The organism is Streptococcus devriesei DSM 19639 (assembly GCF_000423725.1).
Lineage (GTDB): Bacteria > Bacillota > Bacilli > Lactobacillales > Streptococcaceae > Streptococcus > Streptococcus devriesei.
Genome location: NZ_AUIN01000002.1, coordinates 1 through 26851, shown reverse-complemented (window position 1 = coordinate 26851; position 26851 = coordinate 1). Strand labels below are relative to the sequence as shown.

Here is a 26851-nt window from a genome sequence, read left to right as displayed (position 1 = left end):
AATCCCCTAGCTGAATCCAGCGGAATTGACAGTCGCTTTTTTGCTTTTTTTAAAAATCTAATTTGTCCGAATTTCCGGAAGCATTACCGACAAAGTAGCCCGTCTTACAATTAATAGAGAAAAGGTAGGTTCCATCTGGCTTGAACATATTGTAATAGCCGTTGCCGTTAATGATATTAACTTTTTCAAGGATATAATTATTGCCGGTAATGTAACCGCGTTTTTGTGAAATCGCAACAATCTTTTCCAACACACCTGCATTGAAGGTCCAAGCCGGATTTCCGCTGTCAGCAATTTTTGCCTGATCATAAGGAACACGGCTGCGGTTCCGCTGAAGCTTAGATACCTCATAATTAGAAATACCATGACCGGAAGCGCCGGATGAAGAAGCGGCATTGGAAGATCCGCTGCTTGGAGCTGCCTGTGCCGGTGCACTTGGTGCCTTATTATTGCCAGCCGCTGAATTAGATGAGTTATCAGCAGCTGCCGAACTGGCTGAATCAGATGCTGAATTCTGAGCATTTTGCCCGCTGTTGCCTGAGCTTGGGGCAGCATTATTGCTGTTAGTGTTTGCAGCAGGTGAAGAGGCTGCGTTGTTCGCTTTTTTCTTAGCTTCCAACTGTTTGCGGCCGTCAGCAATGACGGATTTCAAAAGTGCATCCAAGGTAGCGTTGCCTGTGTTTAAGGTTTTTTCTGAAATATCATCAAAATTGGCGTCATCTTTAACAGTTGCCGCTTTTTTAGCACCATCAACAATCGCATTGGACTTAAATTTCCCATTTACCGCGTTAATGGCTGAAAACTGCCGCTTGAGGCTGTCATATTTCTTCTTAGCCTCATCATAATACTTGCTGCCCTTAAGTTTTTTTAACGTTTTTTCCAGCTTAGGCATGTTGGCAAACTGACTGTTTTTCAGTTTAACGCGCTTAGCATCTGCAAAGAAAGCTGCATACGATTTTTCAAATGTTTCCGATACTGCGGCAAAATCTGTTTTCTTCTTTGTCGATGTTGATGTCTTTGTTGTTTTATTTGTTTTAGCTGGCTGATTGCTAAATTGATAGGCACCGTAAGCTATGCCGCCGGCTAACAAGCAAAGGACAATAAGAGAGGGAATAATAACCCGCTTACGCTTATAAAAGGGCTTTTCTTCAGGCTCGTCATCTTCATCAAAGTCATCAAATAAATCATCAGAAGCCGCACCGCTTCTGCTGTAAGTGGAAGCAGCCGGAACAGGAGCCTCCTCTTGCTCTTCCAAAGGAACTGTTTTTTCCTGCGTGTCTGTCAAAGGGACATCATCAAATTCTGCCTTATGCCAGACTTCCTGATCAGGATTAACAGCCGGAGCAACAATGGTATCTTCCAATTCATGCTCATGATGAACCTCTTCAGCTGCAGCTTTCGGATCTTCAGGCTCTTTATCAGCAGGATCATCTTCTTCTATAGGATCAATTAAGCCGGTATCAGCTAATTCCTGACGCTGCTGTTTGATGAAATTATCCAGCGCACTGGTATCGATGTTCTGAAAATCATCACTTTTGGTATCAAATTTTTGTGACGCAACTTCATCACGGTGCTGCTTTATATAGCGATCAAGCACGCCATCGTCTTCCGTTACACCTGCCTTGATTTCAGAATCCTTGCGTACAGCCTCACCGACTGTCATGTCTTTGGCATCTTGAAAATCAAGTTTTTCTGCATTTTCCGTGTTCTCTACTGAGTTATTTTCTTCCTTGGACACGCAATGTTTCCGCCTTTCTATTTTAGCACGCGCTTGACACGCTGACCGTAGAACTGATACAAATCAACTTTTAAGGTTCCATTGTAAAGTTTACGTTTTTTGTCTGCTTTTCTTCCGAATTTTTCTTCAAAATCCTCATCACTGGTTAAAATAAATTGACTCCAGGTTTTCAAAGGAGCAAAAGTTTTACCCATTTCATTATACAAAATGTCAACTGCTTTGTCATCAAGCAATCTCTCCCCGTAAGGAGGATTGGAGACAATAACACCGTTGATTTTATCGGTTTTAAAGTCTTGCAGGCGCATTTGTTTCAATTTGACTACATCTTCGAGTCCGGCTTCTCTGACATTTTTTTGAGCAATCTCAATCATCCGTCCGTCAATATCAAATCCTGAAATATCAAGCTCTGCATCGTAATCCACTTTTTCATCTGCTTCCTTGCGCACCTTATCAACCAAGTCCTTATCCACCCAAGGCCACTTTTCAAAAGCAAAATCACGGTTACGGCCCGGTGCCATGTTCATGCCAATCATAGCAGCTTCAATACAGAACGTTCCCGAACCGCAGGTCGGGTCAACAAAAGATTTATCCGGAAACCAGTTGCTCAGCAAAAGAATAGCGGCAGCCATATTTTCCTTAATCGGTGCTCCGCCTTTGTCTGTTCGGTAGCCGCGTTTAAAAAGACTGGACCCTGTTGTATCAATCATCAGTCTGGCCTTGTCTTTTAAAATGGATACTTCTATCTTAAATTCAGGTCCGTTTTCAAGCAGGGGGATGTTTTCAGGCCTGTGAAAATGCTTCTGCAGTTTTTTGACAACTGCCTTTTTCGTGATGCTTTGAACGCTGGGCTCATTGTGCAGTTTGGATTTAACAGACTTGGCCTTAGCCACAGGAAAGCGGCAGCCTAAAGGCAGATAGCTTTCCCAGTCAAGAGCATAGACCCCCTGAAAAAGCTCTTCAAAGGTTTTAGCCGGAAACTCTCCAACCAAAATCTTAATACGGTCTGCCGAGCGCAGCCACAGGTTTGCTGTAGCGATTGTTTCGATGTCTCCTTTGAAAAGAACTCTGCCGTTTTCCACCTGACAGTCAATTCCCAGCTGCCTTAATTCCTTGCCGACAACTGCTTCAATTCCTGCTGCCGCTGTTGCTATTAAATCAAAAGATTTTTTCATAATTCCTCACTAAATGACAATAAAAGCTAGCAAATCGCTAGCTCACCTATTATGCAATTTTCTATAAGCCATGTTTTGTTCCAAAGGTGACTAGGTCTCACCTTCTTCGATAATCATCTGTCTACTGCTATGCAGTCAGAAAAGACCGTTCTGCTTCCGGCTCTTCCATGCCCCTACCAAAGTTTGGGTTGCTAGCTTGAGGGGTTTACCGCGTTCCACTTTTTACGTTTCCGCAAAAACTACGTCACTGTGGCACTTTCAGGATGACTCTCACCTATCCGAAGACTTAGTGATTTTATCCGCCGTAATGTGCAAAACACATCCCTAGGCTTATTTGTTCGCCTAGCACAAACACTACCGGCATCACAGCCAGTGCTAGCATGGACTTTCCTCATGATAAAACTACCACGCGATTATCCAAAAATTGCACAGTTCTCCCTTTTTATTCGGTAATTTGCTTGCCGAAAACTTCCTTTTCAAGCCGGCTGATACGCTTCAAAATATCAAAATTTGTTGCAGTTGTCGCCACATGGCTGGAACCTACAGCAGAAGCCGATGCCGCTGACGGATGAACGGTCTCCTGACGTTTTTTAGCCTGCTTGACTTCTTCCTTCAAACGAGCATTTTCCTGACGGAGCTCTTCAATCGTTGACATGTAAGTCTCATAATCCTTGATGATGTCATCAAGAAATTCATCAACTTCTTTTTTGTCATAGCCTCTCATGCTCGATTTGAATTCTTGTTCAAAAATATCTTTAGGGGTGTACATAATACTTGCCATTCGTTCATCTCTCCAAACATATCATTATGTGTAGAACTGGCCTACACTATCATTCATAATCATACAGAAAATTAATTTAAAAATCAAGTCTTTTATGTACAAATTCTAATCTAAATCCTGCACGATATCATTTAATTCTTCAAAAGTAAGACATTTCAGCGGATAAGTATCTTTAGCCTTGATCATTTGATACAAATATTTGAGATTCGTTTCTTTATCTTCGTCATAAAATAAATAGGCACCGTCTGTATTGTTCAGCAAAAATTGATTGTACTGCTTGAGTTGACTGGGATTTTGATAGCTATCATAGACATATTTAACAAAATCTGTCTGTTTAAATTTCGCCAGTTTTTCCTGATTGCTTTCATTCCAGTTCTGTCCATGATTTTCAAAAAGGAAAATGGTAGCCAACTGAACGTCATATGTTTTTTGGAGTTCTAAAGCCACTTCCAGCGCCCAGTATTCAAAGCCCAGATTTCCCAGAAAAATAAACCAGTCTGCTCCCTCATCCAAAAAGCGAAGGAGGTCGCGTTTGATGGCTTTTTTGATAATTGGTATTTTAGGATCCTTATCTTTAAAAATTCCTAATTCAAAACTTTTGTAACCAGTAATAAGAATTGCGGTCATAGACTGTTTTCCTTTTTAAATTTATGATATAATAGGATATGCTTTATGTTATGTTTTACTTTATTGCAGAGTTAGGAGAACTATGGTCAACTATCCGCATCATTTAATTCGTAAACAAAGCAGGCCTGACCAAACGGCTAAAACAACTGATTTTGCCAATCGAGGGATGTCCTTTGAAGCAGCGATCAATGCGACAAATGAATATTATCTGTCCCAGCAGATTGCTGTTATCCACAAGAAGCCGACACCTGTTCAAATTGTAAGGGTGGATTATCCTAAGAGGAGTCGCGCTAAAATTGTCGAAGCCTATTTCAGACAGGCCTCAACGACAGATTATTCAGGAGTTTATAAGGGATATTACATCGATTTCGAGGCGAAAGAAACGAGACATAAAACATCGATACCCATGAAAAATTTTCATGCTCATCAGATCAAGCATATGTCACAAGTTTTAGACCAACAGGGTATCTGTTTTGTCTTACTGCATTTTTCAACACTTAGAGAAACCTATTTGCTTCCTGCTTCCCACCTGATTCGCTTTTATCAGATTGATAAGGGCGGGAAGTCTATGCCACTTGATTATATCAAAAAAAACGGCTATCAGGTCAATGAGTCAGCATTTCCTCAAGTTCCTTATTTAGACGTTCTTGAAAAAAATATTTTAGGCGGTGATTAAAATTAAAAATAAATTGAAATTTGACAAATCCAAATTAAAAAATCTCAAATTTAATAAATCCAGTTTTAAAAACGTGAAATTCGATAAGCGTTTTGGATTAAAAGTTTTAAAATATGGACTTGGCATTATTCTAAGCGCCGTTATTTTAGCTATTATTATCGGGGGACTCCTCTTTACCTACTACGTCAGCAGCACCCCTAAACTCTCTGAGACCAAGCTCAAGGCAACCAATTCCAGTTTGGTCTATGACAGCAGCAATAAATTGATTGCCGATTTGGGAGCTGAAAAACGTGAGAGTATTTCTTCTGACAATATTCCTATCAATTTGGTCAATGCTGTAACCTCTATTGAGGATCACCGCTTTTTCAAACATCGCGGGGTTGATATCTATCGGATTATTGGTGCAGCTTGGAATAACTTGGTCAGTAAATCCACTCAAGGGGGATCAACACTCGATCAGCAGCTGATTAAACTGGCATATTTCTCCACCAAAGCATCGGACCAAACCTTAAAGCGTAAGTCTCAGGAAGTTTGGCTGTCGCTGCAAATGGAAAGAAAATACACAAAAGAAGAGATTTTGACCTTCTATATCAATAAGGTTTACATGGGGAACGGCAACTACGGTATGCGTACGGCTGCTAAATCCTACTACGGAAAAGACCTTAAAAATCTCTCTATCGCTCAGCTGGCAACCTTAGCCGGGATTCCGCAGGCTCCGACGCAGTATGATCCTTACGCTCGGCCAAAAGCAGCAACTAACAGACGAAACACTGTTTTGTCTCAAATGTACAGACATAAAAAAATTACTAAGTCTGAATACGACACTGCGGTTGCTACACCGATTTCAGATGGTCTGCAAGAGCTCAAACGCACTTCAAGCTATCCAAAATACATGGATAACTACCTGAAGCAAGTTATCGCTGAAGTCAAGAAACGTACCGGTCAGGATATCTTCTCAGCCGGCATGAAAGTCTATACAAATGTCAACGCTGATGCGCAGCAGTACCTTTGGAATATTTACAATACCGATCAATACGTTGCCTATCCGGATGCTGATTTCCAAGTTGCCTCAACTGTTATGGACGTTACTACCGGTAAAGTCATCGCTCAGCTTGGCGGACGCAATCAGGACACTAAAGTTTCTTTTGGTACCAACCAGGCAGTCTTGACAGACCGTGACTGGGGATCAACCATGAAGCCGATTTCGGCTTACGGTCCTGCCTTAGAGAGCGAAGTCTTCACCACCACAGCACAAATGCTCAATGACTCCATTTACTACTATCCGGGAACAACCACTCAGGTTTATGACTGGGATCGCCGTTACAACGGCTGGATGACCATCCAAACAGCTATCCAGCAATCCCGTAACGTTCCTGCTGTAAGAGCCCTTGATGCTGCCGGGCTGGATACTGCTAAAGGCTTCTTAAACGGTCTTGGAATTGACTATCCGGAAATGCGTTATTCAAATGCCATCTCAAGTAATACCAGCAGCGCTGACCAAAAATACGGAGCCAGCAGTGAAAAAATGGCTGCGGCCTTTGCGGCCTTTGCCAACGGCGGTACTTATTACCAACCTCAGTATGTCAATAAAATAGAATTTAGCGACGGTACATCAGAAACCTATGATGCCAAAGGTAACCGAGCTATGAAAGAGACAACGGCTTATATGATGACAGACATGCTGAAGACTGTACTGACCTATGGTACAGGGACAGAAGCTGCCATTCCAGGTCTCTATCAGGCTGGTAAAACAGGTACATCAAACTATGATGATCACGAACTGACTGAAATGGCTGAAAAATACGGTATTAATCCATACGGACTTGGTACAATAGCTCCCGATGAAAACTTCGTCGGTTACACACAGCAGTACTCAATGGCCGTTTGGACAGGCTACAAGGATCGTCTGAAACCTGTTTATGGGGAAAGTTTGAAAATAGCCACTCAGGTTTACCGGGCTATGATGTCTTATCTATCAAGCTCAGGCAATTCTGACTGGGTGATGCCTGACGGGCTCTATCGCAGCGGCGGTTATCTCTACTTAAATGGTTCTTCCGGTTCAAACAGCCGCTACGGTGCTGCTCCGGTAACCTCAGGCTCGTCAGCAGCTGATGATGATGCTGACAGCGACGAGGAAGAGGACACCGACAATCAAGATGATGAGCAAAATTCCGATCAGGAACAAACAGAACAGCCGGCTACCCAAGCTCCGCAAAGCAGTGAAGCTTCCTCGGCAAACAGTGAAGCAACCTCTGCTGCTGCATCATCCGGTTCTGAATAAACGTTTCATGATATAAGAAAAAAGATACTTGAAGACTTAACGTCCAAGTATCTTTTTTAGGCTCTATTTTTCAAGATAATACATACTCATACTTGTTAACGAGCTAGAGCTGAACAGCAGACTTAAAACGGGTTCTTTTGATTCCGCTGAAAATCAGCCTGCTAAAGACCACCAATAGCTTGAGAGATTACTTAGCCAAGGCGCCCATTGGATCCCAAGGCGCAAGAACGATTGGCTCAGCCTCATAGGCTGCTAATTCTTCAGCCGTAAGCAGATCCTTGCGGACAACAATCTGATAAGTGTATTCATCCATCCAAGCGTCTGAAGCAACAAAGTAGCCTTTTTGACCGACCTTATCCCCCCATGAGTTTTCGACCTTCCATTTAACAGCTTGGCCTTTTTCATCCAAATCAACACCGGTCAGAACCATGGCATGGGTCATCAGACTTTCGCTGTAATCAAGGCGCCCAGCCTTATCCTGCGTCAGTTCAATATCCATGCTTGATGCAAAATCATAAGTATTGGTCGCTAAAATACCTTTTTGCCGATCAGAAACCTGACCAACATCAGAACCAAACCATACGGTTTCACCCGACTGCATTTGAGCAATGGCCAATTCCTTGAAACGTGCCATATCCAGATTGAGATAGCGGACAGCAGGACTGCCTGCAACATTTCCCAGCATTTCTACAGTATAGGACTTACCGTAAGGCTTGTCAGCTGTCGGAGCGTTGATAATGGAAACATAATCTGAGAGCTTAAGACCGACATACTTTTGATAGAAGGCCTGCGGTGTTATATTTTTTTCAGATTGATAGTGGTTATCCTTGTCGCGGTAGGCAAAGTCAAAGCTGCGCGGCGGTAAGCCAAGATTGATGGCTAAAAAGTTAAAAACATCTTGCAAGAAAGCTTCTTTTTTGGACTGAACCGCTTCTTCGTCAGCGCCGGAAGCAATTAATTCCCGCAAAATCTGCGCATCCTGACGCAGCAGCTTATTGAGATATTGATTTAGTTCTCGGCTGTTGCTTGACGATACAGACTCAGGATAGACGGATTTAGGAACCACACCGTATTTTTCAAATAAGGCTACAACCATGTCCCACTGACCGCCGTCTTGCTGCGGAACATCAAGCAAGAATTTCACCTTGCGGCTGCCAAGGTCTTGATCTGCCGTCGCAATGATCTGCTCGAAAAACCAGTTGGCTTTCTCGTATTTGTCCCAAAAGAAAGTGTGTGCCTGAGACAGTTCAAAATTTTCTAATTTAAAATCGGCAATCAGTTTATGGCGGAAAGTATTCAAAGCCGCAAACATCCAGCAGCGGCCGGACGCTTTTTGATTGGCAACTTCATCCTTGGTCAGATCAATTGAAAAAACATGATCATTTTCAATTTCACTCTGACGTGTTTCCAGCGATTTCAGCAGGCCATTGTGAGTAACGGCATTTTCGACTGCCTGAAATTTAGCATTTGCTTCATATTGCTCAAATAATTTATCTGTAAATGTTTTTGTTAATTCTGACAAGATAATCTCCCTTTCTTATACTATCAACATGAAACTCCAGCTGCTGCTTTTAAGTTTCACAGCAGCTGAGATATCTGAAAAAGCCTGCTGTTTCTAGGCTTTTTTCTGTCTTTCTCTGCTTTTTCTGCCCTAATGTTCAGCGCCAAAAATCATCAAAAATGGAAATGGGCAGATGGCGTTTATGCTCCGTCTTGTGCCACCAATTTTCGATTTTTTTCTTAGCTTCAGGAGAAATGGTTTTCCCTTCAAGATAGTCATCAATATCATTGTAGCTGACTCCGAGTGCTACTTCATCGGCCAGCCCCGGCTTATTTTCTTCAAGGTCTGCAGTCGGGATCTTTTCATATAAGGCTTTATCTGCTCCTAATTCGGCCAACAGCTGCTTTCCTTGGCGCTTATTCAGACGGTAAAGCGGCAAAATATCTGCTCCGCCGTCTCCAAACTTGGTAAAGAAGCCTGTAATATTCTCGGCAGCATGATCGGTTCCAATGACAGCTCCGCTATTTTCACCGGCAACGGCATACTGGGTAATCATACGCTGGCGAGCCTTGATATTACCCTTATTAAAATCAGAAATAGCTACTCCGGCCGCCTCAAGACCAGCCACCTGACCGTCAACAGCAGCTTTGATATTCACTGTCAGGCTGATATCCGGCTGAATAAAGTCAAGAGCACGCTTGGCGTCTGCTTCGTCTGCCTGAACACCATAGGGCAGGCGCAGGGCAATAAAGCGGTAGTCATTATTGCCGCTTTCCTTGCGCAGCTCCTCTATGGCAATCTGAGCCAAGCGACCGGCCAGACTGGAATCCTGTCCGCCGGAAATGCCTAAGACATAACTCTTTAAAAAGGTATGTTTTTTCAGGTAATCCTTTAAAAAGTCAACTGACTTGCGAATTTCTTCCTTAGCATCAATGCTGGGTTTGACACCGAGCTGAGCAATTATTTTTTCTTGTAAAGTCATTGAACCTCACCTTTCTCATAGGCTTCTTTGCGGATACGATCAATAAGGTCCATCTTGTTTTGCCAAACATCACGCGCAAGGTCAACCGGATAATCCTGCGGATTGAGAACACGCTTGTACTCATCCCACAATTTATCAAACTCCTTGCGGGCGTAATCTTGGATATCCTGCAGACTTGGCTGATCATAAACAAGACGGCCGCGGTCAAAAATATCTACCAAGAGCGGCACTGCATCAAAGTTTTTCACTTTTTTATTGATGTAGGTATAAGTTGGGTGGAACATATCCAGCTCTTCCAGATCATTGACATCAATATCGGTAAAAGTGATATAGTCGCCTTCTGATTTTCCTTTAGCACGGCTGGTGATACGCCAAACCTGTTTTTTGCCCGGTGTTGAGACCTTTTCAGCATTATTGGAGAGTTTGATGGTATCCTGCATAACGCCCTTATCATCTTCGATGGAAACAATCTTGTAAACAGCTCCCAGAGCCGGCTGATCATAAGCTGTTATTAGCTTAGTGCCAACTCCCCAGACATCAATCTTGGCCTTTTGCATTTTGAGGTTGAGAATGGTATTTTCATCAAGATCATTAGAAGCATAAATCTTAGCATGAGGATAGCCGGCCTCATCCAGCTGCTTGCGCACCTTCTTAGACAGATAAGCCATATCTCCGGAATCAATCCGCACACCTAAAAAGTTAATCTTATCGCCCAATTCATTGGCTGCCCGAATAGCAGCGGGCACGCCCAGACGAAGCGTATCATAGGTATCAACCAAAAATACACAGTCCTTATGAGTTCCGGCATAAGCCATGAAGGCATCATAATCGTTGCCATAAGCCTGAACAAGAGCGTGGGCATGTGTACCGGAAACAGGAATACCAAAGAGTTTTCCGGCGCGGACATTGCTGGTTGCATTGGCACCGCCGATAACAGCAGCCCGTGTTCCCCAAATAGCTGCATCCAATTCCTGCGCACGCCGGGTGCCAAATTCTAAAAGCGGCTCATCTTCAATTACTGAGCGAATGCGGGCTGCTTTCGTGGCAATCAAGGTTTGAAAATTGACAATATTTAAAAGAGCCGTTTCAACCAGCTGACACTGGGCAAGCGGGCCTTCAATCTGAACGATGGGCTCGTTGGCAAAAACCAGATCGCCCTCTTTAGCCGATCTTACACTTAATTCCAGTTTAAAATTTCTAAGATAAGCAAGAAAATCTTCCGGATAACCCAGATCTTCTAAATAAGCGATATCTGTCTCTGAAAATCTTAATCCCTGCAAATAGGCAATCATCCGCTCTAAACCTGCAAAAACGGCATAGCCATTTGCAAAGGGTTCCTTGCGAAAATAGATTTCAAAAACAGCATTTTTATTATGGATACCTTGGTCAAAATAGACCTGCATCATATTGATTTGATACAAATCTGTATGTAAGGTTAAACTGTCATCCTTATACATACATACTCTCCTTTTTATTAAGATACAAAGGCGTAAGCGACACACAGCAAAATAGGAAAGCTGACGAAGATGCTTAGCATCTAGGAAGTCTTTATCTTTTTGCACAGTGTCGTAGCCGTGTTCAATTAACAAGATACTAAGGGCGTTAAGAAATCCGTATAAAAATAGGAAACGGACGCGGTGTCGCTAAGACACAAGGACGTTTATCTTTTTTACTAGGATTTTAGCCCGTGCTTAATTATGTTTATGGCTACTATTATATCACAAAATTGCCGGCTGATAAGCTAAAGTGAGAACATTCACAAAAAATCAGCTTCCCTTTCTCTTTTAGGTGACAGCTGCATTTTGTTGCTTGAAAAATCCGGATCTTTAAACATATTATACTCAAAGAAAGACAGTCAAGACGCAGGCTGTACTTGGTATAGCAAGCTGAGGTTAACAAGGTATTTTGATTGTCACAGAGTATTAAAAAACCAGCTCCAGACTCTGACCAAGCTGAGATCAGAATCTGGAGCGGCTTCTTTAATTTAAAAATTGTTGACAATATACTGATAAGCTGACTGAGCAGCTGTTGCTCCGTCACCAACAGCAGTGGTAATCTGACGCAAATCTTTTTGACGGACATCACCGACCGCAAAGATTCCCGCAGCCTTGGTATTCATGTGCTCATCTGTCGGAATCCAGCCGGCTTCGTCTGTAATAGACAGACCTTCCACCATGCTTGAAACCGGATCAAGCCCGACATAGATAAAGACACCGCCAAATTCATGGTTGGTCACCTGACCGGTTTTGACATTTTCAATATCCACGCTGGTAACCTTGACATCGTTACCTTTGATCTCCTTGACAACTGAATCCCAAATAAAGTCGACCTTGTCATTGGCAAAAGCGCGGTCTTGAAGGACCTTTTGGGCACGCAGTTCATCACGTCGGTGGACAATGGTCACCTTATTGGCAAATCTGGTTAGGAAAAGGGCTTCTTCAACAGCAGAATCACCGCCGCCGACCACCAGCAAGTCCTGACCGCGGAAAAAGGCTCCGTCACAGACCGCACAGTAAGAAACTCCTCGGCTGTTATAAGTTTCTTCCCCTGCTACTTCCAGAGGACGGTGCTTGGCACCTGTAGCCACAATAACTGTTTTCGTTTCATAGCTGGCGTCTTCGGTGAGCACTTTTTTAAATTCGCCGTGGTCTTCGACCGCAGAAACGATGCCGTAAAGATTTTCAACACCAAATTTTTCAAGAGGTTCATGCATCTTCATTGATAATTCCGGTCCCGAAATCATTTCGTAGCCGGGATAATTTTCAATATCAGACGTATTGTTCATTTGGCCGCCCGGTGCTCCCTGCTCCAAGACAGCAACCTTGAGATTGCTCCTGGCAGCATAAAGAGCTGCCGTCATTCCTGCCGGGCCCGAACCAATAATAATTGTATCGTACATAGTTTCCCTTCTTTGCTTTTTTGTTCTTATATTCTAAATCAAATTTTCAAAATTTACCAATGTTATGCTTTGATCATCAAAATAATAGCCATAAAAGCAAAAGATAAGATGGGAATAGTCACTAAATCCATCAAAAGAGCTTCATAAAGAATCGTCAGGCGTTCTTTGGACGTCTTATCTTTTTTCCTGACCGCACGATAAAGAATCCAGCCGGCACTGACTAAAACAACTGTTAAAGCAGACAAAAGCAGTCCTTGTACATATAAATTAAAAATCTCTGCTAACATATTACCACCCTAAATAAAAATACTCCAAGTAAAGAGTATTCTTATTATATCAAATAAAGGTTTTTTTGTAACTGGCAAAAAACTCTTTTGTCCGTTCTTCTTTTGGATGATTAAAGAGCTGATCCGGTGTTCCTTCTTCCAGAATGTGGCCTTTTTCAAGGAAAAGCACCTTATCTGCCACTTGGCGGACAAAACTCATGTCATGGCTGACTAAAACCATGGTCTGGCCGCTTTTAGCAGCGTCAGCAATAGATTTTTCAACCTCGCCGACAAGCTCGGGATCAAGTGCAGATGTAGGTTCATCAAGGAGCAGCACATCCGGCTTCATTGCAAGAGCCCGGGCCAGCGCCACACGCTGCTTTTGACCGCCCGATAAATGGCGGGGATAGTGATTTTCGCGATCAGAAAGACCAACCTTGCTCAATTCTTCCTTGGCAATCTTAGTCGCTTCTTCGTCTGATAATTTTTTAACAATCTTAAGGCCTTCCTTGACATTGTCAAGTGCTGTCCGGCGTTCAAACAGGTTAAACTGCTGAAAAACCATTGCCAATTTCCGGCGCAGAATCAAAACGTCTTCCTTACTGATAGTCGTGAAATCCACCTTAAAATCATCAATCTCAATCGTTCCGGAATCAGGCTGTTCCAAATAATTCATGCTGCGCAAAAACGTCGACTTGCCTGCACCGGATGCACCGACAAGAGCAACAACTTCTCCCTTTTCGATATCAAGATTAAGGCCATCCAGCACTTTTTGTCCGGAAAATTCTTTGGTTAAATTGGAAATTCGAATCACTAGCGCACACCTCCTTCCACTGCTTGATCCTTCACGAGGTTATCAGGAGCGGAAATCTCCATTTTCTTTTCAATCAGCCGTCCGGCCTGTTCAATCAAAATGCTGACTCCCCAATAAATAATCGCTACCGAAATAAAACGTTCAAAATAACGGTAGTCACTGCCGCCCAGAATCTGAGCCTGAGCAAACATTTCGACAATACCGGCATTAAAGGCCAGAGAGGTTCCCTTGGTCAAACCGATTAAGGTGTTAATCAGGGTCGGTGTCGCAACGACTGCAGCATTAGGGATAATGACCCGGCGATAAATCTGAATAGTCGTCATTCCCAAACTCTTGGCAGCCTCAATCTCTCCTGAATTGACCGACTGAATAGCTGCCCGAATGGTTTCGCTGGTGTAGGCAGCTTCATTAAAGGCAAAGGCTGTAATGGCAAAAACAGATGCCGGAATAGCATTGATATTAAAATCGGTTCCCAGCTTTTGATTAAGAGCTTTCAGCAATAGAGGAATCCCATAGTAGGTCAGCATGAGCTGAACCAAGATAGGTGTTCCCCGCAAAAAAGAAACAAAGAATGCCTGAATAGGGTAGAGAATTTTAACCCGATTAATTTTGACAATGGCAAACAGAAGAGCCAAAACCAAACCAAAGACAGAGCCGCCCAGGGTTAAAATCAGGGTCGTCGGTAGCTTTTCTAATATAGCTGGGATAGCATCAAATACAGCACGCCAGCTAAAGAGTTTGCCGCTGGGCAAGCTGGTGACAAATTTATCATACCAGCTGATTGTTAAAAATGTACTAAACATCGTTTTCCTTTTCTATTATTTCTGAAGTGAAGACACATAATCACCGCCAAAATATTTTCGGCTGAGCTTTTTCAATGTTCCGTCTTTTTGCAGCACCTTGATGCGCTTATTGACAAATTTTTGCAGTTTTTGACCGGTCTCATCTTTAGCAAAAAGAAGGTATTCCAGACCGTCTTTTTTACCGCCGACTTTTCCTTGGACATTGGCAACCTTCAACTGCATCCCTTGATCTTTGATAATGGTTTTAAGAGAAATGGCATCATAAAGCAGAAAATCAATCTTCCCTGCTTCAACATTTTGAAGACGCTGAGTCAGGGTAACAGTGTTAGCGACATAATGAATGTCAATAGCTTTCTCATCTGAGTGGTCTTTGTTCCAATTTTCAAGAATAGCAGCATAATTAGAGCCTGCATAAACTTCCACTGATTTGCCGGACAGATCATCTAAAGCCTTATAGTTGCCCTTCTTACTGGCAATGGCATAGTTAGATTTTGAAACCGGATCTGAAAAGAGGTATTTTTCTGCTCTTTCTTCACTGTAGTTAAAATTATTGGCTGACATCTGGTAACGCCCAGCATCTATCCCTGTTAAAATGGATGAAAATGCTACGGTCTCAAACTTAGCTTTGTATTGTTTGGATCCTTTAAAAATAGCTTTCACTAAAGCAATATCATAGCCGTCAAAGCGCTTATCCTTTTTGTAGGTGAAAGGTGCCGTATCTGAATCTGTCGCTACAGTTACTGTCTCTTTGGCAGCTGCTTTAGCCGGCAGAGCCAAAGCCAAAACTGCGGCAAGCAAAATAAAGAAAGCCAGTAATTTTTTTATCTTCATATTATTCTCTCCCAAAATCGGTATATAGTTTATACCTCAGTCTATCACGATAAGCAGACCCTGTATAATAGTTTTTTTCTATCGCAGTGATAATTTTTCTCTATCACTGCCGCAGCAAAAATCAGCCAAATCTAAAATTAAAAGCTGGAGCATGCTGTCCCAGCCTCTTGCCATGAAACATATCAGCCTGCCGGCGTTAAAACTTTATCCCTAACTTTTGGTTTGTTAAAAGCTTTGTTTTTTGGCCTTGCGTTCCGCCCGTCCTTTAGCACGAGCTTCTGACCGACGGGCTTTACGGCGTTTTTCGTCCACTTTCCACTGAATTTTCTTTTTATAGCCCGGCTTAATTTTTTTCTTTTTCTTCTTCACCAAACCAATCATTTCAGTATCCAGTTTCTGATAAGTTTTCTCACGATTGCTGCGGCGGTCACGGTCATAAGTATCTTGAATAGCACCGTTTTTCACAATTTTCGGTGTGAAGGCAATCCCCATTTTCTCAAGCTCTCTGATGTCTGAATCATCGCTCGGCTGATAAAGAGTAATAGCTGTGCCCGAAAGCCCCATACGGCCGGTACGCCCCACACGGTGCACAAAGAAAGACAGATCCTGCGGAATAGCGTCATTAATGACATGGCTGACCCCGTCAATATCAATTCCCCGCGCAGCAAGGTCTGTTGCCACAATGTATTCAAATTGCAGCTTTTTCACCTGATTCATAATGCGCTTACGTTCACGCGGCGGGATACCTCCATGAATTTTAGCAACTTTCAGACCATTGGCCGTCAAATAGGCATGCAATTCGTCTGCCCGCTCCTTGGTATTGACAAAAATAATCGCCAGATAAGGGTTTAACAGCTGAGCAATTTCCAAAATCTGGCTGTTTTTATCGCGGCCCTTGGTAGAAATCAGCCAGTTACTGATTGTATCTGCAATAACCGTATTATTTTTGATTTTTTCCATAATCGGATTGCTCAGATATTTTTTTAAGAAAGGCTGCAGTTTTTGCGGAATCGTCGCTGAAAAGACCAGTATCTGTACATCTTTAGGCAGAGCAGCAGCAATCTTGTCTACCGTATCTAAAAAGCCCATATCAAGTGTCATATCCGCTTCGTCAACAACAAATGTCCCTGCCTTATGAATAGCAAGATAGCCCGATTGAACGAGATCATAGATACGCCCCGGCGTGCCGATTACAATTTGCGGCTGATTAGCTTTTAATTTTTCAATCTGGCGCAGCTTATCCGTCCCGCCAACATAATTGGCAAGCCGAATTTCCTTATCGGAAAAAGCCGCAATCTGCTTGGCAGCTTCATAAATTTGTCTGGCCAATTCTCGGCTGGGTGCTGTAATTACAGCCTGAACCGCATCAAGGTTCTCATCCAGCTTTTCAAAAATAGGCAGTAAAAAAGTATGCGTTTTTCCCGAGCCTGTCTTTGATTCTCCGACTAAATCCTGACCGGATAAAACAAGAGGAATCAGGCGCTTTTGCACCTCTGTCGGCTCTTCGAAATGCAGGGCTGCCAAGGCCCGGTTGATGTAATCTTTAAATGCAAAATCTGTAAATGTCATAGGTACCTCATACGCTCTTATAAACCTGATATTCTAAAGAGCATTCTCAATTATTATAGCAGAAAATAAGACAGGAAAGAAGCCTCCTGCCTTATCCATTAAAAAATGCGGCAAATACCGCACCCTTATCTTCTTATAAATACAGCAGAGCCAGCGTCAACAGGCTTCCGCAGATGCCCAGAGCCCAAAGAAAAGCATCAACCTTCCACTCGCTCCATTTAGCACCTGCTTTGGTCAGACTCAGACCTCCTAATTCCAGATGATGATGAAAGGGGGTCATACGGAAAATGCGTCGGCCTTCGCCATACTTTTTCTTTGTGTATTTAAAGTAAGCAACCTGCAGCATGACTGAAGCTGTTTCAAGAACATAAACAATTCCAATAAGCAGCAAGGTCCATTCCTGCCGCAGAGCTATGGAAATAGCAGCCAACATTGCTCCCAGAGCAAGGCTTCCGACATCTCCCATGAAAACCTTGGCCGGTTTATGATTATAGACAAAGAAACCAAGCAAGGCACCGATCATAACAATAATAATGAGAAGAATATCAAACTGCTGTTGCTGATAGGCAATAATCCCATAGGCTGTCAGGCTGATGACAACTGAAACAGAAGCCAAGCCGTCAATACCGTCTGTCAGGTTGACAGCGTTGGAAAAGCCGACGATCCAAAACAAAATAAAGGCCATGTAAAAAATACCCAGATGCAAAGGAAAGCCAAAAATATTTAACGAATCTGCTCCGCTTGGTCTGACATGGACAAAATAGAAAACCAAACCACCAATGATCTGCAGGGCCATCTTCTGTCCTGCAGTCAAACCTTCGTTAATCTTCTTAAAAATCTTTAAAAAATCATCAAGAAAGCCGACAGTTCCATAAATTAAAATAATGAATAAGATAGCTAACGTTGCTCCAAAAGCCGGTCCCTTCACAAGATTAACCAGAAAGGCAAATACGAAAGTCACCAAAACAGCAACTGCCAAAAAGACAGTTCCTCCCATGGTCGGGGTACCTGCTTTGGCCAAATGCTGCTTGACATCCTCATGCATCTGCTGGCCATTAATTTTTTTCAGCTGATAAAATCGGATGAAAGAGGGCATAGCAAGAACGGTCAAGATAAAAGACGCTGCTCCTGCAATGATCATAGTGGTTAACATGTTAGTCTCCTAGAGTTATTCTAATTTTTTTCAAGTTTTTAAGTTTACTGCCTGCGCTGATGCTTTGTTTGGTGACCTTTCCGGATTTTTTCCCTTTGAACGTCACATTTATGCCCGTCCAATCCTCGAATTTTTTAACATTTTTTTTGGTCCAGCCATACATATCAGGCATGGTTTCAAAGTGACTGGTCAGCATTAGAACCTGCTGATTTTCCTTTAAGTTCGAACCAGCCGCAACAGACGTTTTGGTGATTTTGTTACCTGTTCCAAGGACAATAGGCTGAACGAGGTTCTGACGAAGTTCGTCGGCTGTATTGCCCGGACTTTTTCCAATAACTTTTGGCAAGTGATACTTCGTCTGCTGATCCTCAGGTGTCTCAACCGGTGACAGCAGCGTATCTTTCATGAGTGTTGCTTCTTCCAGCACCGGATTAATAACATCCTGCCAAAAACTCATGCTGAATGTTTCAGGCTGCTGCAGGGTTACATACATCATAAAGTCTGGATTTTCAGACGGAACCATGGCAACAACCGAATAGATATAATCATTGCCTCCGGTCAGATAGCCTGAACCATCTTCAGAAGCAATCTGAGCCGTTCCGGATTTCACAGCGACAGATTGGTTGCCGACCTTGATGACAGGTCCCCCTAAATCTTTTGAATAAAGGGTTCCGTAGTATGGATCTGTTCCAACAGTCACCATATACTGCCGGGTTTGCTTGGCCGCATCTGCTGACACAGGATTGCCGACAACTTCTTTTTTAGCTGTCCGGCTGGTTCCTGTTTTAGGATCATAAATTTTTGTGATGAATTGAGGCTCCAGCATCACACCATCGTTTGATACGGATGAAAAAGCCCTCAGCATTTGCGTCTGCGTCACTCCGATACCCTGACCAAAAGCACTCATGGCAATTGTAACCGTATTATCAGATGGCAGCAGTCCTGAGGCTTCACTTCCCATACCAAAACGAGTTGGCATGCCAAAGCGGTAGTCGCTGAGGTAACGAAGCCATTTATCATTGCCCATCTTTTGCTCCAGCAAGGTCATTCCGACATTACTTGAATAGGCAAAACCTTGAGCAAAAGTCAGATAGCCTCCCTGAGAAATACCTTCATTGACAGCCCAGTCTTTGATAGTGGCATCAGCCAGAGAGAGACTGGCATTGTTATAGGTCTCATTGGGATTGAAAACACCTTCGTCAATAGCTGCTGCAAGCAGCATGACTTTCATGGTTGAGCCGGGCTCGTAGTTGGTCTGATAAAGGGTATTTTGCCAGGTGAATCCCTTAGCATCCAATCCTTCCTTGGTATCTGAATTAAAGCTAGGGCGCTGTGAGGTTGCTAAGATTTCTCCCGTCTTAGCATTGACAAGCGTCGCACTTGCCTGAACACCCTTGGCCTTGCTTTGGAAGGTATCCATCTGTGTTTCCAAATAGGTCTGGATGGGAGCAGACAAGGTCGTATAGACATCTTTTCCATCCACTGCTTTTTTGACAGTTGTCGCAGCCCCCAGCAAGGTATTGCCGTTTTTATCTTTTTCGTAGGTCACTTGTCCGTCTTTCCCGGACAAAAGCTTATCAAGAGCAGCTTCCATGCCTGTTGCACCAACCAGGCTCTTGCTGCCGTCCCTATTTTCTTTGACCTGCGCTAAGCCGATGAACTGTGATGCAAAAGTGCCGTTTGGATACATACGGCCGGGACTTGTCGTGAAAGCAACTCCCTTAATCTTTGCATCCTCAAGCGCCTTGGTCACAGCTGTCATCGTGCTGTAGGTGATATTTGACCCTTTGGTCCCAAAAGAAACCTGAGTTAATTTTTTTTGCTCCAGCTGAGAAATAACATATTTTTTATCCATGCCCAGATGCTGATTGAGAATATCCGCAACCTTATTGTACTGATAAGGCTGCACATAAAGTTTCTCTCCGGCAGTTGACACATAGGATTTATCAATAACAGCATAGACATTATAGGTTGTTGAGTCTTCGGCAATAGGATTGCCGTTACGGTCGTAAATCGTTCCGCGCTTAGCCTGAACTTTTTGCACTGTCTGGTAAACAGATGATGCGCCCTTAGATAAGTTCACACCGAACTTTCTGTCTGTTCCGATAATGATAATAAAATTGATAATAAAAACAAAAAAGACAAAGACAGACAAAATCATTAAATTTTGTCCGACACGCTCGCGGTTTTTCTCAGGTGTCCTGCGATCACCTATGACATAGTCTAAAAATCGCTTTTTAAAGTTTTTCATAGGCTAGTCCACCTTCTTAATATTATCTTTTTGAACAGTCATGCCCGCCTTCTGGGCAATATCGGCGATCCGATCATAGCGGCTCAGCTCATTGACCTCCTGCTTGGCATTGTTGTATTCTGTTTCCTTGTCATTAATCTGGCTGTTTAAATGGCTGATTTCCTGCTGAATCTGCAGGCTTCGGCTCTGCAGGTAAATAATGCTGATGGACAGCGTGATAGCCGTAATGATGATGGCACCATAAAAAGCCTTTTCCAATCTAGTAAAGGTTCTGATACGTTTTTGCAAGGCTTGCGAAATAGCTTCGCTGCGTTTTTCATTTGTCATGGTTTTTCTCTATTTTCGAATTTTTTGAATGACTCGCAATTTAGCAGAATGCGCACGATTATTAGCCTCAAGCTCTGCCTGACTGGGCAGAATCGGCTTGCGGCTGACCAAAGAAAACTTGGGCTGCCTGTCATCGGGAATAAAAGGAAGACCTTTAGGAACATCAACGACTGTCGCTTCTTTAAACAGCTGCTTTACCAGGCGGTCCTCCAAGGAATGAAAGGTAATCACGGATATCCGCCCGTCTACTGCCAGCAAGTCCATAGCCTGAGATAAAGACTCCTCAGCAGCTCCCAGTTCATCGTTGACTTCAATTCGGATGGCCTGAAAAATCTGTTTTGCTGGATGCCCTTTTTTCTTAAGCTCCTTAGCAGGCTTGGCTGACTTAATAATTTCTGCCAGCTCTCCGGTCGTGGCAATTGCCTTTTCTTTTCTGGCATTTTCAATTTTTCGCGCGATCTGTTTGGAAAATTTATCCTCGCCATACTTAAAGAAAATGCGCACTAAATCATGATAATCATAGGTATTTACGACATCAAAAGCCGTCAGCTTAGCTTCTTGATTCATTCGCATGTCAAGCGGTGCATCCTTTTTATAAGAAAAACCGCGTTCTCTTTCATCCAGCTGAGGGCTTGATACGCCTAGATCATAGCAAATGCCGTCAATTTCAAAGACTTTTTCCTCAGCCAGACGTTCCTTTAGATTGCGAAAGTTATCCTTAATAAAAGTAACCTGACCCGCTTCAACATACGGCTGCAGGCGTTTTTGGGCATTAGCAATAGCGTTTTGATCCTGATCAAAACAATACAGATGCCCCTTTTTGCTAAGTTTTGAGAGCAAATACTCACTGTGCCCCGCACCGCCGAGCGTAGCATCAACATAGATGCCATCAGGCTTAACGTCAAGCCTGTCAATGGCCTCATGCAAAAGCACCGTGATATGATGAAAATCATTAGTCATAAGTTTTATTTTACCACACTTTTATTCTATAATAAACCAAAAAGAGAAAGCTCATTTGTTTAATTCCATAAGAAATTTCTCTTTCTTTTAATCTGCTGTCAAAAAGCATGTCCTTTCCTGCTCAGCTGTTTACTTGATAGTGCCATTAAGCTGAAAGCTCTGATAAGACCAAAAGGGATCGGCAAACATGTCCGATCCCTATAATCGTTACTATTCAGATGCCAGTGAGCTCCTTGCAGCTCTATTCTCTGATTTGCCCCTGTCCGTTGATATAGAATTTGGTACTGGTCAGAGCTTCCAATCCCATAGGGCCTCGGGCATGTATTTTTTGAGTTGAAATCCCGATTTCTGCCCCCAAACCAAAAACAAAACCATCGGTAAAGCGAGTTGAGGCATTGACATAGACTGCTGCAGAGTCCACCTCATCTTGGAAACGCTCAGCCGATACGAGATCCCGGGTAATGATGGATTCTGAGTGGTGGCTGCTGTAAGTATTTATCCAGCTGATGGCTTCATCAAGAGTACCCACAGTTTTAACTGACATGATATAGTCTAAAAACTCGGTGCCATAGTCTTTTTCGCTTGCCGGTTTAGCATTTTGAAGAAAGGCCAGCGCTGATGGATCCGCACGAAATTCAACAGGCTGAACTTTTTGAACAGCAGCCTCCAGTTTTGGTAAAAACTGCTCGGCTATTTTCTCATGAACTATGAGAGACTCAGCAGCATTGCAGACACTTGGGCGAGAGGTCTTCGCATTGATTACAATGTTAACTGCCATATCAAGATCGGCAGACTTATCAACGTAAATGTGTACATTGCCGACACCTGTTTCAATGAAAGGCACCTTGGATTTTTCTTTAACTGTCTGAATCAAACGGGCACTGCCGCGCGGAATCAAGACATCAATATAATCCACTGCCTGCATCAGTTCTTCTGCCACTGCATGGCTAGTGTCTTCAACCAGCTGCACAATATTAGCATCAGCTCCAAAATCAGATAAGGTCTTGCGAAGCACCCCGACCAGGGCCTTGTTGGAATTAATGGCATCACGGCCGCCCCGCAAAATAATAGCATTGCTGGTTTTAAAAGCCAAGCTGAAAGCATCCACCGAAACATTGGGCCGACTTTCAAAAATCATGGCAATGACACCCAGGGGCACACGCTTTTGAACGATTTTAAGACCATTCAAATTGGTATAGCCGCGAACCACCTGACCGATTGGATCCTGAAGATCAGCCACCTGACGGACGCCCTCAGCGATTCCTTCAATCCGTTCAGCATCCAAACGCAGTCTGTCTGCCATAATATCAGAAATGCCATGCTCTTTGGCATTGGCAATATCATGCGCATTTTCAGCCAAAATATAATCAGTCTGAGCCAGCAGATTTTCAGCTGCCTGTCTGAGTATCTGATTTTTTTCCGCCGTTCCCAGCTTAGTCAGACTAAGGCTGGCTTTTTTAGCTTTGCGTCCTAACTCATCAATGTAGGTCATCACTCCACCTCATTTCCTTTTTGGATAAACCATGTTCCCAGATTGGCACCGTCCAACATGCGCAGAATATCACGCGGATTGGCACCGTTCATGAGGATCATCTGTCCTTTGCTGTCAAATACCATCTGAGCACTTTGAAGTTTGCTGATCATGCCGCCTGTTCCGAATTTACTGCCGGCGCCGCCTGCTGATTTTAGAATATCATCGGTAATCTCTGACACCTGCTGATACAAAACGGCATCCTCATAAATCGTCGGATTCTTGTCATAGAGGCCGTCAATGTCTGACAGCATAACCAGCAAATCTGCTTTGGTAATCTTAGCAACGACGGCCGAGAGGCGGTCATTGTCGCCAAACTTAGTGGCATGATCCATTTCATCAACACTGGTCGCATCATTTTCATTGACAATCGGCACAATTCCCATAGATAACAGGGTTTCAAAGGTATTAGTTACATTGGCAAGACTTTCAGGATACTCGATAACATCGCGCGTCAGCAAAATCTGTGAGACATTGGTCTGATAGTGCGAAAAAATCTGTGAGTAAAGGCTCATCATCGCCACCTGACCAACACTTGAAACTGCTTGCTGCTGGGCAATTTCAGCCGGACGCTTGGCTAGTCCCAGAACATCCAAACCAAAACCCACAGCACCAGACGATACCAGGACAACCTCCTTGCCCTTATTCATAAGACTGGCAATGACAAAGGCCAGCTGATCAATTTTTTCAAGATTAATTTTACCATTTGGCAGAACAAGCGAGCTCGTTCCAATTTTAATGACTAAACGTTTGACCGTTTCAAAATTCCGTTTCATAAGAAAAATTATACTATAAAAATCTTAAATGTGCACTGATATTAAGGGAATATTTAAGATTTTCGCTGCCATTTTTCAGACAGTCACAAAAAATTGTAATCTAATTGCAATCGGATTTTTGCTGAATTTTATCAAACTAATGATAAGCTAATTTTTGATTGTACGACTGTCCAAAATCATTAAAAAGAAAGGTAGATTCATGCAAAAGAAAATTTTTAGCAAACGTAAAAATAAGGTCTTGGGACTTTGCGGTGCCATTTTAGCTGCTGCCGCTATTGCTTTGGGAACAGCCGGAGCTGTACAAGCTGATGATGTTCCGGCACAAACAGTGGCAGAGACCACTCAGATGACAGAAAGCCAGTCTTTCGCAGCCGACAGCACACTGACACAGACAAGCAGCACATCCGCTGAGCCAGCAGAGACAACAGCGGCAGCGCCTGCCGATGTTAATCATTCTGCTCAAGAGGAAACTGCGCCGCAGACAGCAGATATAGCTGAAACACCTCAAACAAGCACAGCCGAACAAACAGCTTCGACAGCAAGCAATCCGCAGACAAGTACTGCAAATACCTCTGCTGCCGATACAGCAGAGGAAACACAGCCGGCTCAGACGCAGCCGTCAAGTACCCAGCCTGCAGAGTCTTCAGCTCAAGCAGCCTCTAATACATCTACTGCTGATAAGCCAAAAACCAGTGCTGATGAAAATACAACAGCTGTTTATGACAGCGTCAATTTTAAGGATGAGCTGGAATCGGTGGGCAAAATTGCTAAGGTCACAGACGTTGTTTACAATGGTACAAGAGATGAATACATCACTGTCAATGACCCCAGTCAGCCTTATCAGCCTAACACTGAAGAAATTGCTAAACATCTCAATTGCTATTTAACAGAACTTCGTCAGATTAATGGCATTGACTTTCCTGTTCCTCCGGTCAATCAAGTGATGCAGGACTTCGCTCAGGCTCGGGCAGATGAAGAGGCAGCCGAATCGGACGGTCTGGAACACGATACTAAGTTAGCCTTCCCTCAGGGCATGACTTGGTACGAAGAAAACGGCCACATGGATAACAATCTTCGCCGAACTAATGCTGAGGGGCAAACGGTCGCCTCAGACCAAGCAACTGCTTATTATCTGGCTCTTAACTGGTTTGCTGATTATTTTAATATTCTAAATGATCCAAACGACGGACTGCAATCATTCGGTCATGCTATCAGTATTCTTTCTGCTTCCGGAGATGCTATGGGGCTTGGTATTGCTGACGGACAGGGCGGCGAAGAACAGTCATGGTATGCTGAACTCATTTTTGGAGGTGCAGGAGGCAGCGCTAATGAAGAAGGTTTCTCTGCTCAAAAAGATGCTGACGGCAACTGGGTGCTCTACTACAATGGCAAGTCCGTCAAGTTTCTTCCAGATACAACCTTCCATTATAAGACTTCTGCGGCTGCCAGAAAAGCCGCACCGGCTGATCCTCAGCCGCCACTTGCTGAAAAAGACAGCAATCCTGTTCCTCCTCAAAATCCGGATGCCGATAAGAGTGAACCCACACCCGCGGCAGAATATCCTGCACCAAACAGCCCGCAGGCAGCAAAACCCGATCTAAACAGTGACCCGGCAGCAATCAGTCCTGCTCCTTCTTTAGCTGGCTATTCTCCCAAAACAGCCCAAGCCACTGCTCAAAACGAGGCGGCGGAACGTCTTCCTCAGACAGGCACTAAAGCTTCCTTGCTGCCCGCCGCTTTAGGAGTGGGCATAGCTCTTATAGGACTCAGCTTCTTTGCCAAACGCCGATTTAACCGATAAATATTATTTTTACTGTTTCTAAAAACAAAAAAGGATTGCCTCTCTGCATACAAAGAGGCAATCCTTTTATTAATATGTTTGTTCAGCTTTTTAAAATCAAGCTGGAATGTTCACGTTTTTTACCTTACAGCCAGAAAAATCTAGTCATTGACATTTTCTGATTCTTTGGAAATAATATCTCCGGTATCAGCATTGATGGTATAGCTGTACTCCCTTGTGTCTTTGGTAAATTCAATTTCAAATTCTGCCAGACCGTCATCAGTATCTTGTTCAACACTTAAAAGGGTAACATCTTTTTCCGCGAAACCGGCGTCCTTAAGAGCAATAGCTTTGGCCTTGTCCGCTGAAATTTTTGTTTGAGAGCTGTCCGATTGATCTGCTTGAGAATTGGTTGTCTGCTCTGTTTTAGTCTGTGCTTGCTGATTATCATCATCAGTATCACAGGCTGCCAGCAGCGAAACGGAACAAACAGTCAGTGCGAGGGCTAATAATCTTTTTTTCATAATAAGTCCTTTCTATTTTTCGATTATATCCCAGCTCTTGGTAAGCAGTCAATAAAAATGCTTGCCGTGCCTTTTTGATAACAAATGCAAGGCTGACAAGCAAAGATAAAAAGACAGCAGTTTGTACACATACTGCTGTCTTTTTTTGATGTTTAGCTGTGATCTCCGGGCTTTCTGCCGTGAAGACCTTTTTGACGCTGGATTTCCTTGAGCTTTTCAGGCGTAATATCATTGCCCTGTTCATCAACAATTTTAAGCCCTTCAATATGATGGCGGAAGCTCCGTCGGTAGCCTTCAATATACTCCTCACGAAGCCGTGCCTGCTCAACTTTTTCAGCACCCGTTAAACCTTCACGTTTTTTCTTGCGAGCAAGCTCGTTAATCCGGTTAATTTTTGCTTGTTCCATTTTTCCCCCTTTTATTAAGATACTAAGGGCGTTAAGAAATCCGTATAAAAATAGGAAACGGACGCTGTGTCGCTAAGACACAAGGACGTTTATCTTTTTTACTAGGATTTTAGCCCGTGTTCAATTATTAAGATACAAAGGGCGTTAAGAAAGCGAGAAGAAAATAGGAGGCTGACGCCATGCGCTTTGCGCATAAGGCAGA

23 protein-coding genes, 1 other RNA gene and 1 pseudogene are annotated in these 26851 nt (G+C 43.3%); 3 read left to right on the top strand and 22 right to left on the bottom strand.

Annotated features, from left to right (window positions below; genetic code table 11):
• Positions 1-49: 49 nt before the first annotated feature.
• The 5 genes from G573_RS0100500 to G573_RS0100485 all read right to left on the bottom strand — a co-directional run bounded on the left by G573_RS0100500 (position 50) and on the right by G573_RS0100485 (position 4318).
• On the bottom strand, positions 50-1738 hold the full coding sequence (locus G573_RS0100500; RefSeq protein ID WP_027974890.1) for a cell division site-positioning protein MapZ family protein: 1689 nt from the start codon (positions 1736-1738) through the stop codon (positions 50-52).
• A 17-nt stretch (positions 1739-1755) separates the two neighbouring features.
• Positions 1756-2910 (bottom strand): THUMP domain-containing class I SAM-dependent RNA methyltransferase, encoded by a 1155-nt coding sequence (locus tag G573_RS0100495; protein ID WP_027974889.1) that lies wholly within the window; start codon positions 2908-2910, stop codon positions 1756-1758.
• A 59-nt stretch (positions 2911-2969) separates the two neighbouring features.
• An RNA gene (rnpB, locus tag G573_RS11165) (RNase P RNA component class B) lies at positions 2970-3335 on the bottom strand.
• Between the two features lie 17 nt (positions 3336-3352).
• A complete protein-coding gene (gene gpsB / locus G573_RS0100490; protein ID WP_027974888.1) occupies positions 3353-3691 on the bottom strand; it encodes a cell division regulator GpsB in 339 nt (112 codons plus the stop codon).
• A 105-nt stretch (positions 3692-3796) separates the two neighbouring features.
• Positions 3797-4318 (bottom strand): SLOG family protein, encoded by a 522-nt coding sequence (locus G573_RS0100485; RefSeq protein ID WP_027974887.1) that lies wholly within the window; start codon positions 4316-4318, stop codon positions 3797-3799.
• A gap of 82 nt (positions 4319-4400) precedes the next feature.
• Between G573_RS0100485 and recU the strand changes: the two genes are divergently transcribed.
• Complete coding sequence (gene recU, locus G573_RS0100480) at positions 4401-4994, top strand: Holliday junction resolvase RecU (protein WP_027974886.1); 594 nt, start codon at positions 4401-4403, stop codon at positions 4992-4994.
• Positions 4995-5067: 73 nt separating this feature from the next.
• Positions 5068-7045, top strand: a pseudogene (pbp1a, locus tag G573_RS0100475) (penicillin-binding protein PBP1A); the annotation flags it as partial.
• Between the two features lie 417 nt (positions 7046-7462).
• Here the strand turns inward: pbp1a and pepC are convergent.
• The 15 genes from pepC to proB form a co-directional block, all read right to left on the bottom strand.
• Positions 7463-8797 carry an aminopeptidase C gene (gene pepC / locus G573_RS0100470; RefSeq protein ID WP_027974884.1) on the bottom strand — a complete coding sequence of 445 codons (1335 nt, stop codon included), beginning with the start codon at positions 8795-8797 and terminating at the stop codon, positions 7463-7465.
• A 136-nt stretch (positions 8798-8933) separates the two neighbouring features.
• A complete protein-coding gene (nadE, locus tag G573_RS0100465) occupies positions 8934-9758 on the bottom strand; it encodes an ammonia-dependent NAD(+) synthetase (RefSeq protein ID WP_027974883.1) in 825 nt (274 codons plus the stop codon).
• Positions 9755-11215, bottom strand: a complete 1461-nt coding sequence (locus tag G573_RS0100460; protein ID WP_027974882.1) for a nicotinate phosphoribosyltransferase — start codon at positions 11213-11215, stop codon at positions 9755-9757. Before G573_RS0100460 ends, nadE begins: the two co-directional genes overlap by 4 nt.
• 527 nt (positions 11216-11742) lie before the next feature.
• Positions 11743-12657: a thioredoxin-disulfide reductase gene (gene trxB / locus G573_RS0100455; RefSeq protein WP_027974881.1), complete on the bottom strand. Its 915-nt coding sequence runs from the start codon at positions 12655-12657 to the stop codon at positions 11743-11745.
• Between the two features lie 62 nt (positions 12658-12719).
• Positions 12720-12944: a DUF4059 family protein gene (locus tag G573_RS0100450; protein ID WP_027974880.1), complete on the bottom strand. Its 225-nt coding sequence runs from the start codon at positions 12942-12944 to the stop codon at positions 12720-12722.
• Between the two features lie 49 nt (positions 12945-12993).
• A complete protein-coding gene (locus tag G573_RS0100445) occupies positions 12994-13737 on the bottom strand; it encodes an amino acid ABC transporter ATP-binding protein (protein ID WP_027974879.1) in 744 nt (247 codons plus the stop codon).
• Positions 13737-14540, bottom strand: a complete 804-nt coding sequence (locus tag G573_RS0100440; protein ID WP_027974878.1) for an amino acid ABC transporter permease — start codon at positions 14538-14540, stop codon at positions 13737-13739. The genes G573_RS0100445 and G573_RS0100440 overlap by 1 nt, the downstream gene beginning before the upstream one ends.
• Before the next feature lie 15 nt (positions 14541-14555).
• Positions 14556-15371: a transporter substrate-binding domain-containing protein gene (locus tag G573_RS0100435; protein WP_027974877.1), complete on the bottom strand. Its 816-nt coding sequence runs from the start codon at positions 15369-15371 to the stop codon at positions 14556-14558.
• 225 nt (positions 15372-15596) lie between these two features.
• A complete protein-coding gene (locus G573_RS0100430; RefSeq protein WP_027974876.1) occupies positions 15597-16940 on the bottom strand; it encodes a DEAD/DEAH box helicase in 1344 nt (447 codons plus the stop codon).
• A gap of 133 nt (positions 16941-17073) precedes the next feature.
• Entirely contained in the window at positions 17074-18093 is a 1020-nt protein-coding gene (gene mraY / locus G573_RS0100425; protein WP_027974875.1) for a phospho-N-acetylmuramoyl-pentapeptide-transferase, read from the bottom strand.
• Position 18094: 1 nt separating this feature from the next.
• Positions 18095-20344 (bottom strand): penicillin-binding protein PBP2X, encoded by a 2250-nt coding sequence (gene pbp2x, locus G573_RS0100420; RefSeq protein WP_027974874.1) that lies wholly within the window; start codon positions 20342-20344, stop codon positions 18095-18097.
• Between the two features lie 3 nt (positions 20345-20347).
• On the bottom strand, positions 20348-20671 hold the full coding sequence (gene ftsL / locus G573_RS0100415; protein ID WP_027974873.1) for a cell division protein FtsL: 324 nt from the start codon (positions 20669-20671) through the stop codon (positions 20348-20350).
• Positions 20672-20680: 9 nt separating this feature from the next.
• On the bottom strand, positions 20681-21631 hold the full coding sequence (gene rsmH / locus G573_RS0100410) for a 16S rRNA (cytosine(1402)-N(4))-methyltransferase RsmH (protein ID WP_027974872.1): 951 nt from the start codon (positions 21629-21631) through the stop codon (positions 20681-20683).
• Positions 21632-21872: 241 nt separating this feature from the next.
• A complete protein-coding gene (locus G573_RS0100405; RefSeq protein WP_027974871.1) occupies positions 21873-23123 on the bottom strand; it encodes a glutamate-5-semialdehyde dehydrogenase in 1251 nt (416 codons plus the stop codon).
• On the bottom strand, positions 23123-23938 hold the full coding sequence (gene proB, locus G573_RS0100400; protein ID WP_027974870.1) for a glutamate 5-kinase: 816 nt from the start codon (positions 23936-23938) through the stop codon (positions 23123-23125). The genes G573_RS0100405 and proB overlap by 1 nt, the downstream gene beginning before the upstream one ends.
• Positions 23939-24137: 199 nt before the next feature.
• On the opposite strand from proB, the gene G573_RS0100395 reads away from it, so the two are divergent.
• Positions 24138-25739 (top strand): LPXTG cell wall anchor domain-containing protein, encoded by a 1602-nt coding sequence (locus G573_RS0100395; RefSeq protein WP_027974869.1) that lies wholly within the window; start codon positions 24138-24140, stop codon positions 25737-25739.
• Positions 25740-25879: 140 nt separating this feature from the next.
• Here G573_RS0100395 and G573_RS0100390 read toward each other — a convergent pair whose 3' ends face one another.
• A complete protein-coding gene (locus G573_RS0100390; RefSeq protein WP_027974868.1) occupies positions 25880-26242 on the bottom strand; it encodes a PepSY domain-containing protein in 363 nt (120 codons plus the stop codon).
• 152 nt (positions 26243-26394) lie between these two features.
• Positions 26395-26649: a DUF896 family protein gene (locus G573_RS0100385; protein ID WP_027974867.1), complete on the bottom strand. Its 255-nt coding sequence runs from the start codon at positions 26647-26649 to the stop codon at positions 26395-26397.
• Positions 26650-26851: the final 202 nt, after the last annotated feature.

Excerpts from the sequence above, each read along its gene's own strand:
- G573_RS0100390 (WP_027974868.1), bottom strand. The coding sequence starts at position 26,242 with ATGAAAAAAAGATTATTAGCCCTCGCACTGACTGTTTGTTCCGTTTCG.
- G573_RS0100385 (WP_027974867.1), bottom strand. The coding sequence starts at position 26,649 with ATGGAACAAGCAAAAATTAACCGGATTAACGAGCTTGCTCGCAAGAAA.
- G573_RS0100430 (WP_027974876.1), bottom strand. The coding sequence starts at position 16,940 with ATGACATTTACAGATTTTGCATTTAAAGATTACATCAACCGGGCCTTG.
- proB (WP_027974870.1), bottom strand. The coding sequence starts at position 23,938 with ATGAAACGGAATTTTGAAACGGTCAAACGTTTAGTCATTAAAATTGGA.
- G573_RS0100450 (WP_027974880.1), bottom strand. The coding sequence starts at position 12,944 with ATGTTAGCAGAGATTTTTAATTTATATGTACAAGGACTGCTTTTGTCT.
- gpsB (WP_027974888.1), bottom strand. The coding sequence starts at position 3,691 with ATGGCAAGTATTATGTACACCCCTAAAGATATTTTTGAACAAGAATTC.
- pbp2x (WP_027974874.1), bottom strand. The coding sequence starts at position 20,344 with ATGAAAAACTTTAAAAAGCGATTTTTAGACTATGTCATAGGTGATCGC.
- rsmH (WP_027974872.1), bottom strand. The coding sequence starts at position 21,631 with ATGACTAATGATTTTCATCATATCACGGTGCTTTTGCATGAGGCCATT.
- G573_RS0100405 (WP_027974871.1), bottom strand. The coding sequence starts at position 23,123 with ATGACCTACATTGATGAGTTAGGACGCAAAGCTAAAAAAGCCAGCCTT.
- G573_RS0100395 (WP_027974869.1), top strand. The coding sequence starts at position 24,138 with ATGCAAAAGAAAATTTTTAGCAAACGTAAAAATAAGGTCTTGGGACTT.
- nadE (WP_027974883.1), bottom strand. The coding sequence starts at position 9,758 with ATGACTTTACAAGAAAAAATAATTGCTCAGCTCGGTGTCAAACCCAGC.
- G573_RS0100460 (WP_027974882.1), bottom strand. The coding sequence starts at position 11,215 with ATGTATAAGGATGACAGTTTAACCTTACATACAGATTTGTATCAAATC.
- G573_RS0100495 (WP_027974889.1), bottom strand. The coding sequence starts at position 2,910 with ATGAAAAAATCTTTTGATTTAATAGCAACAGCGGCAGCAGGAATTGAA.
- mraY (WP_027974875.1), bottom strand. The coding sequence starts at position 18,093 with ATGTTAACCACTATGATCATTGCAGGAGCAGCGTCTTTTATCTTGACC.
- ftsL (WP_027974873.1), bottom strand. The coding sequence starts at position 20,671 with ATGACAAATGAAAAACGCAGCGAAGCTATTTCGCAAGCCTTGCAAAAA.
- G573_RS0100440 (WP_027974878.1), bottom strand. The coding sequence starts at position 14,540 with ATGTTTAGTACATTTTTAACAATCAGCTGGTATGATAAATTTGTCACC.
- G573_RS0100485 (WP_027974887.1), bottom strand. The coding sequence starts at position 4,318 with ATGACCGCAATTCTTATTACTGGTTACAAAAGTTTTGAATTAGGAATT.
- G573_RS0100435 (WP_027974877.1), bottom strand. The coding sequence starts at position 15,371 with ATGAAGATAAAAAAATTACTGGCTTTCTTTATTTTGCTTGCCGCAGTT.
- recU (WP_027974886.1), top strand. The coding sequence starts at position 4,401 with ATGGTCAACTATCCGCATCATTTAATTCGTAAACAAAGCAGGCCTGAC.
- trxB (WP_027974881.1), bottom strand. The coding sequence starts at position 12,657 with ATGTACGATACAATTATTATTGGTTCGGGCCCGGCAGGAATGACGGCA.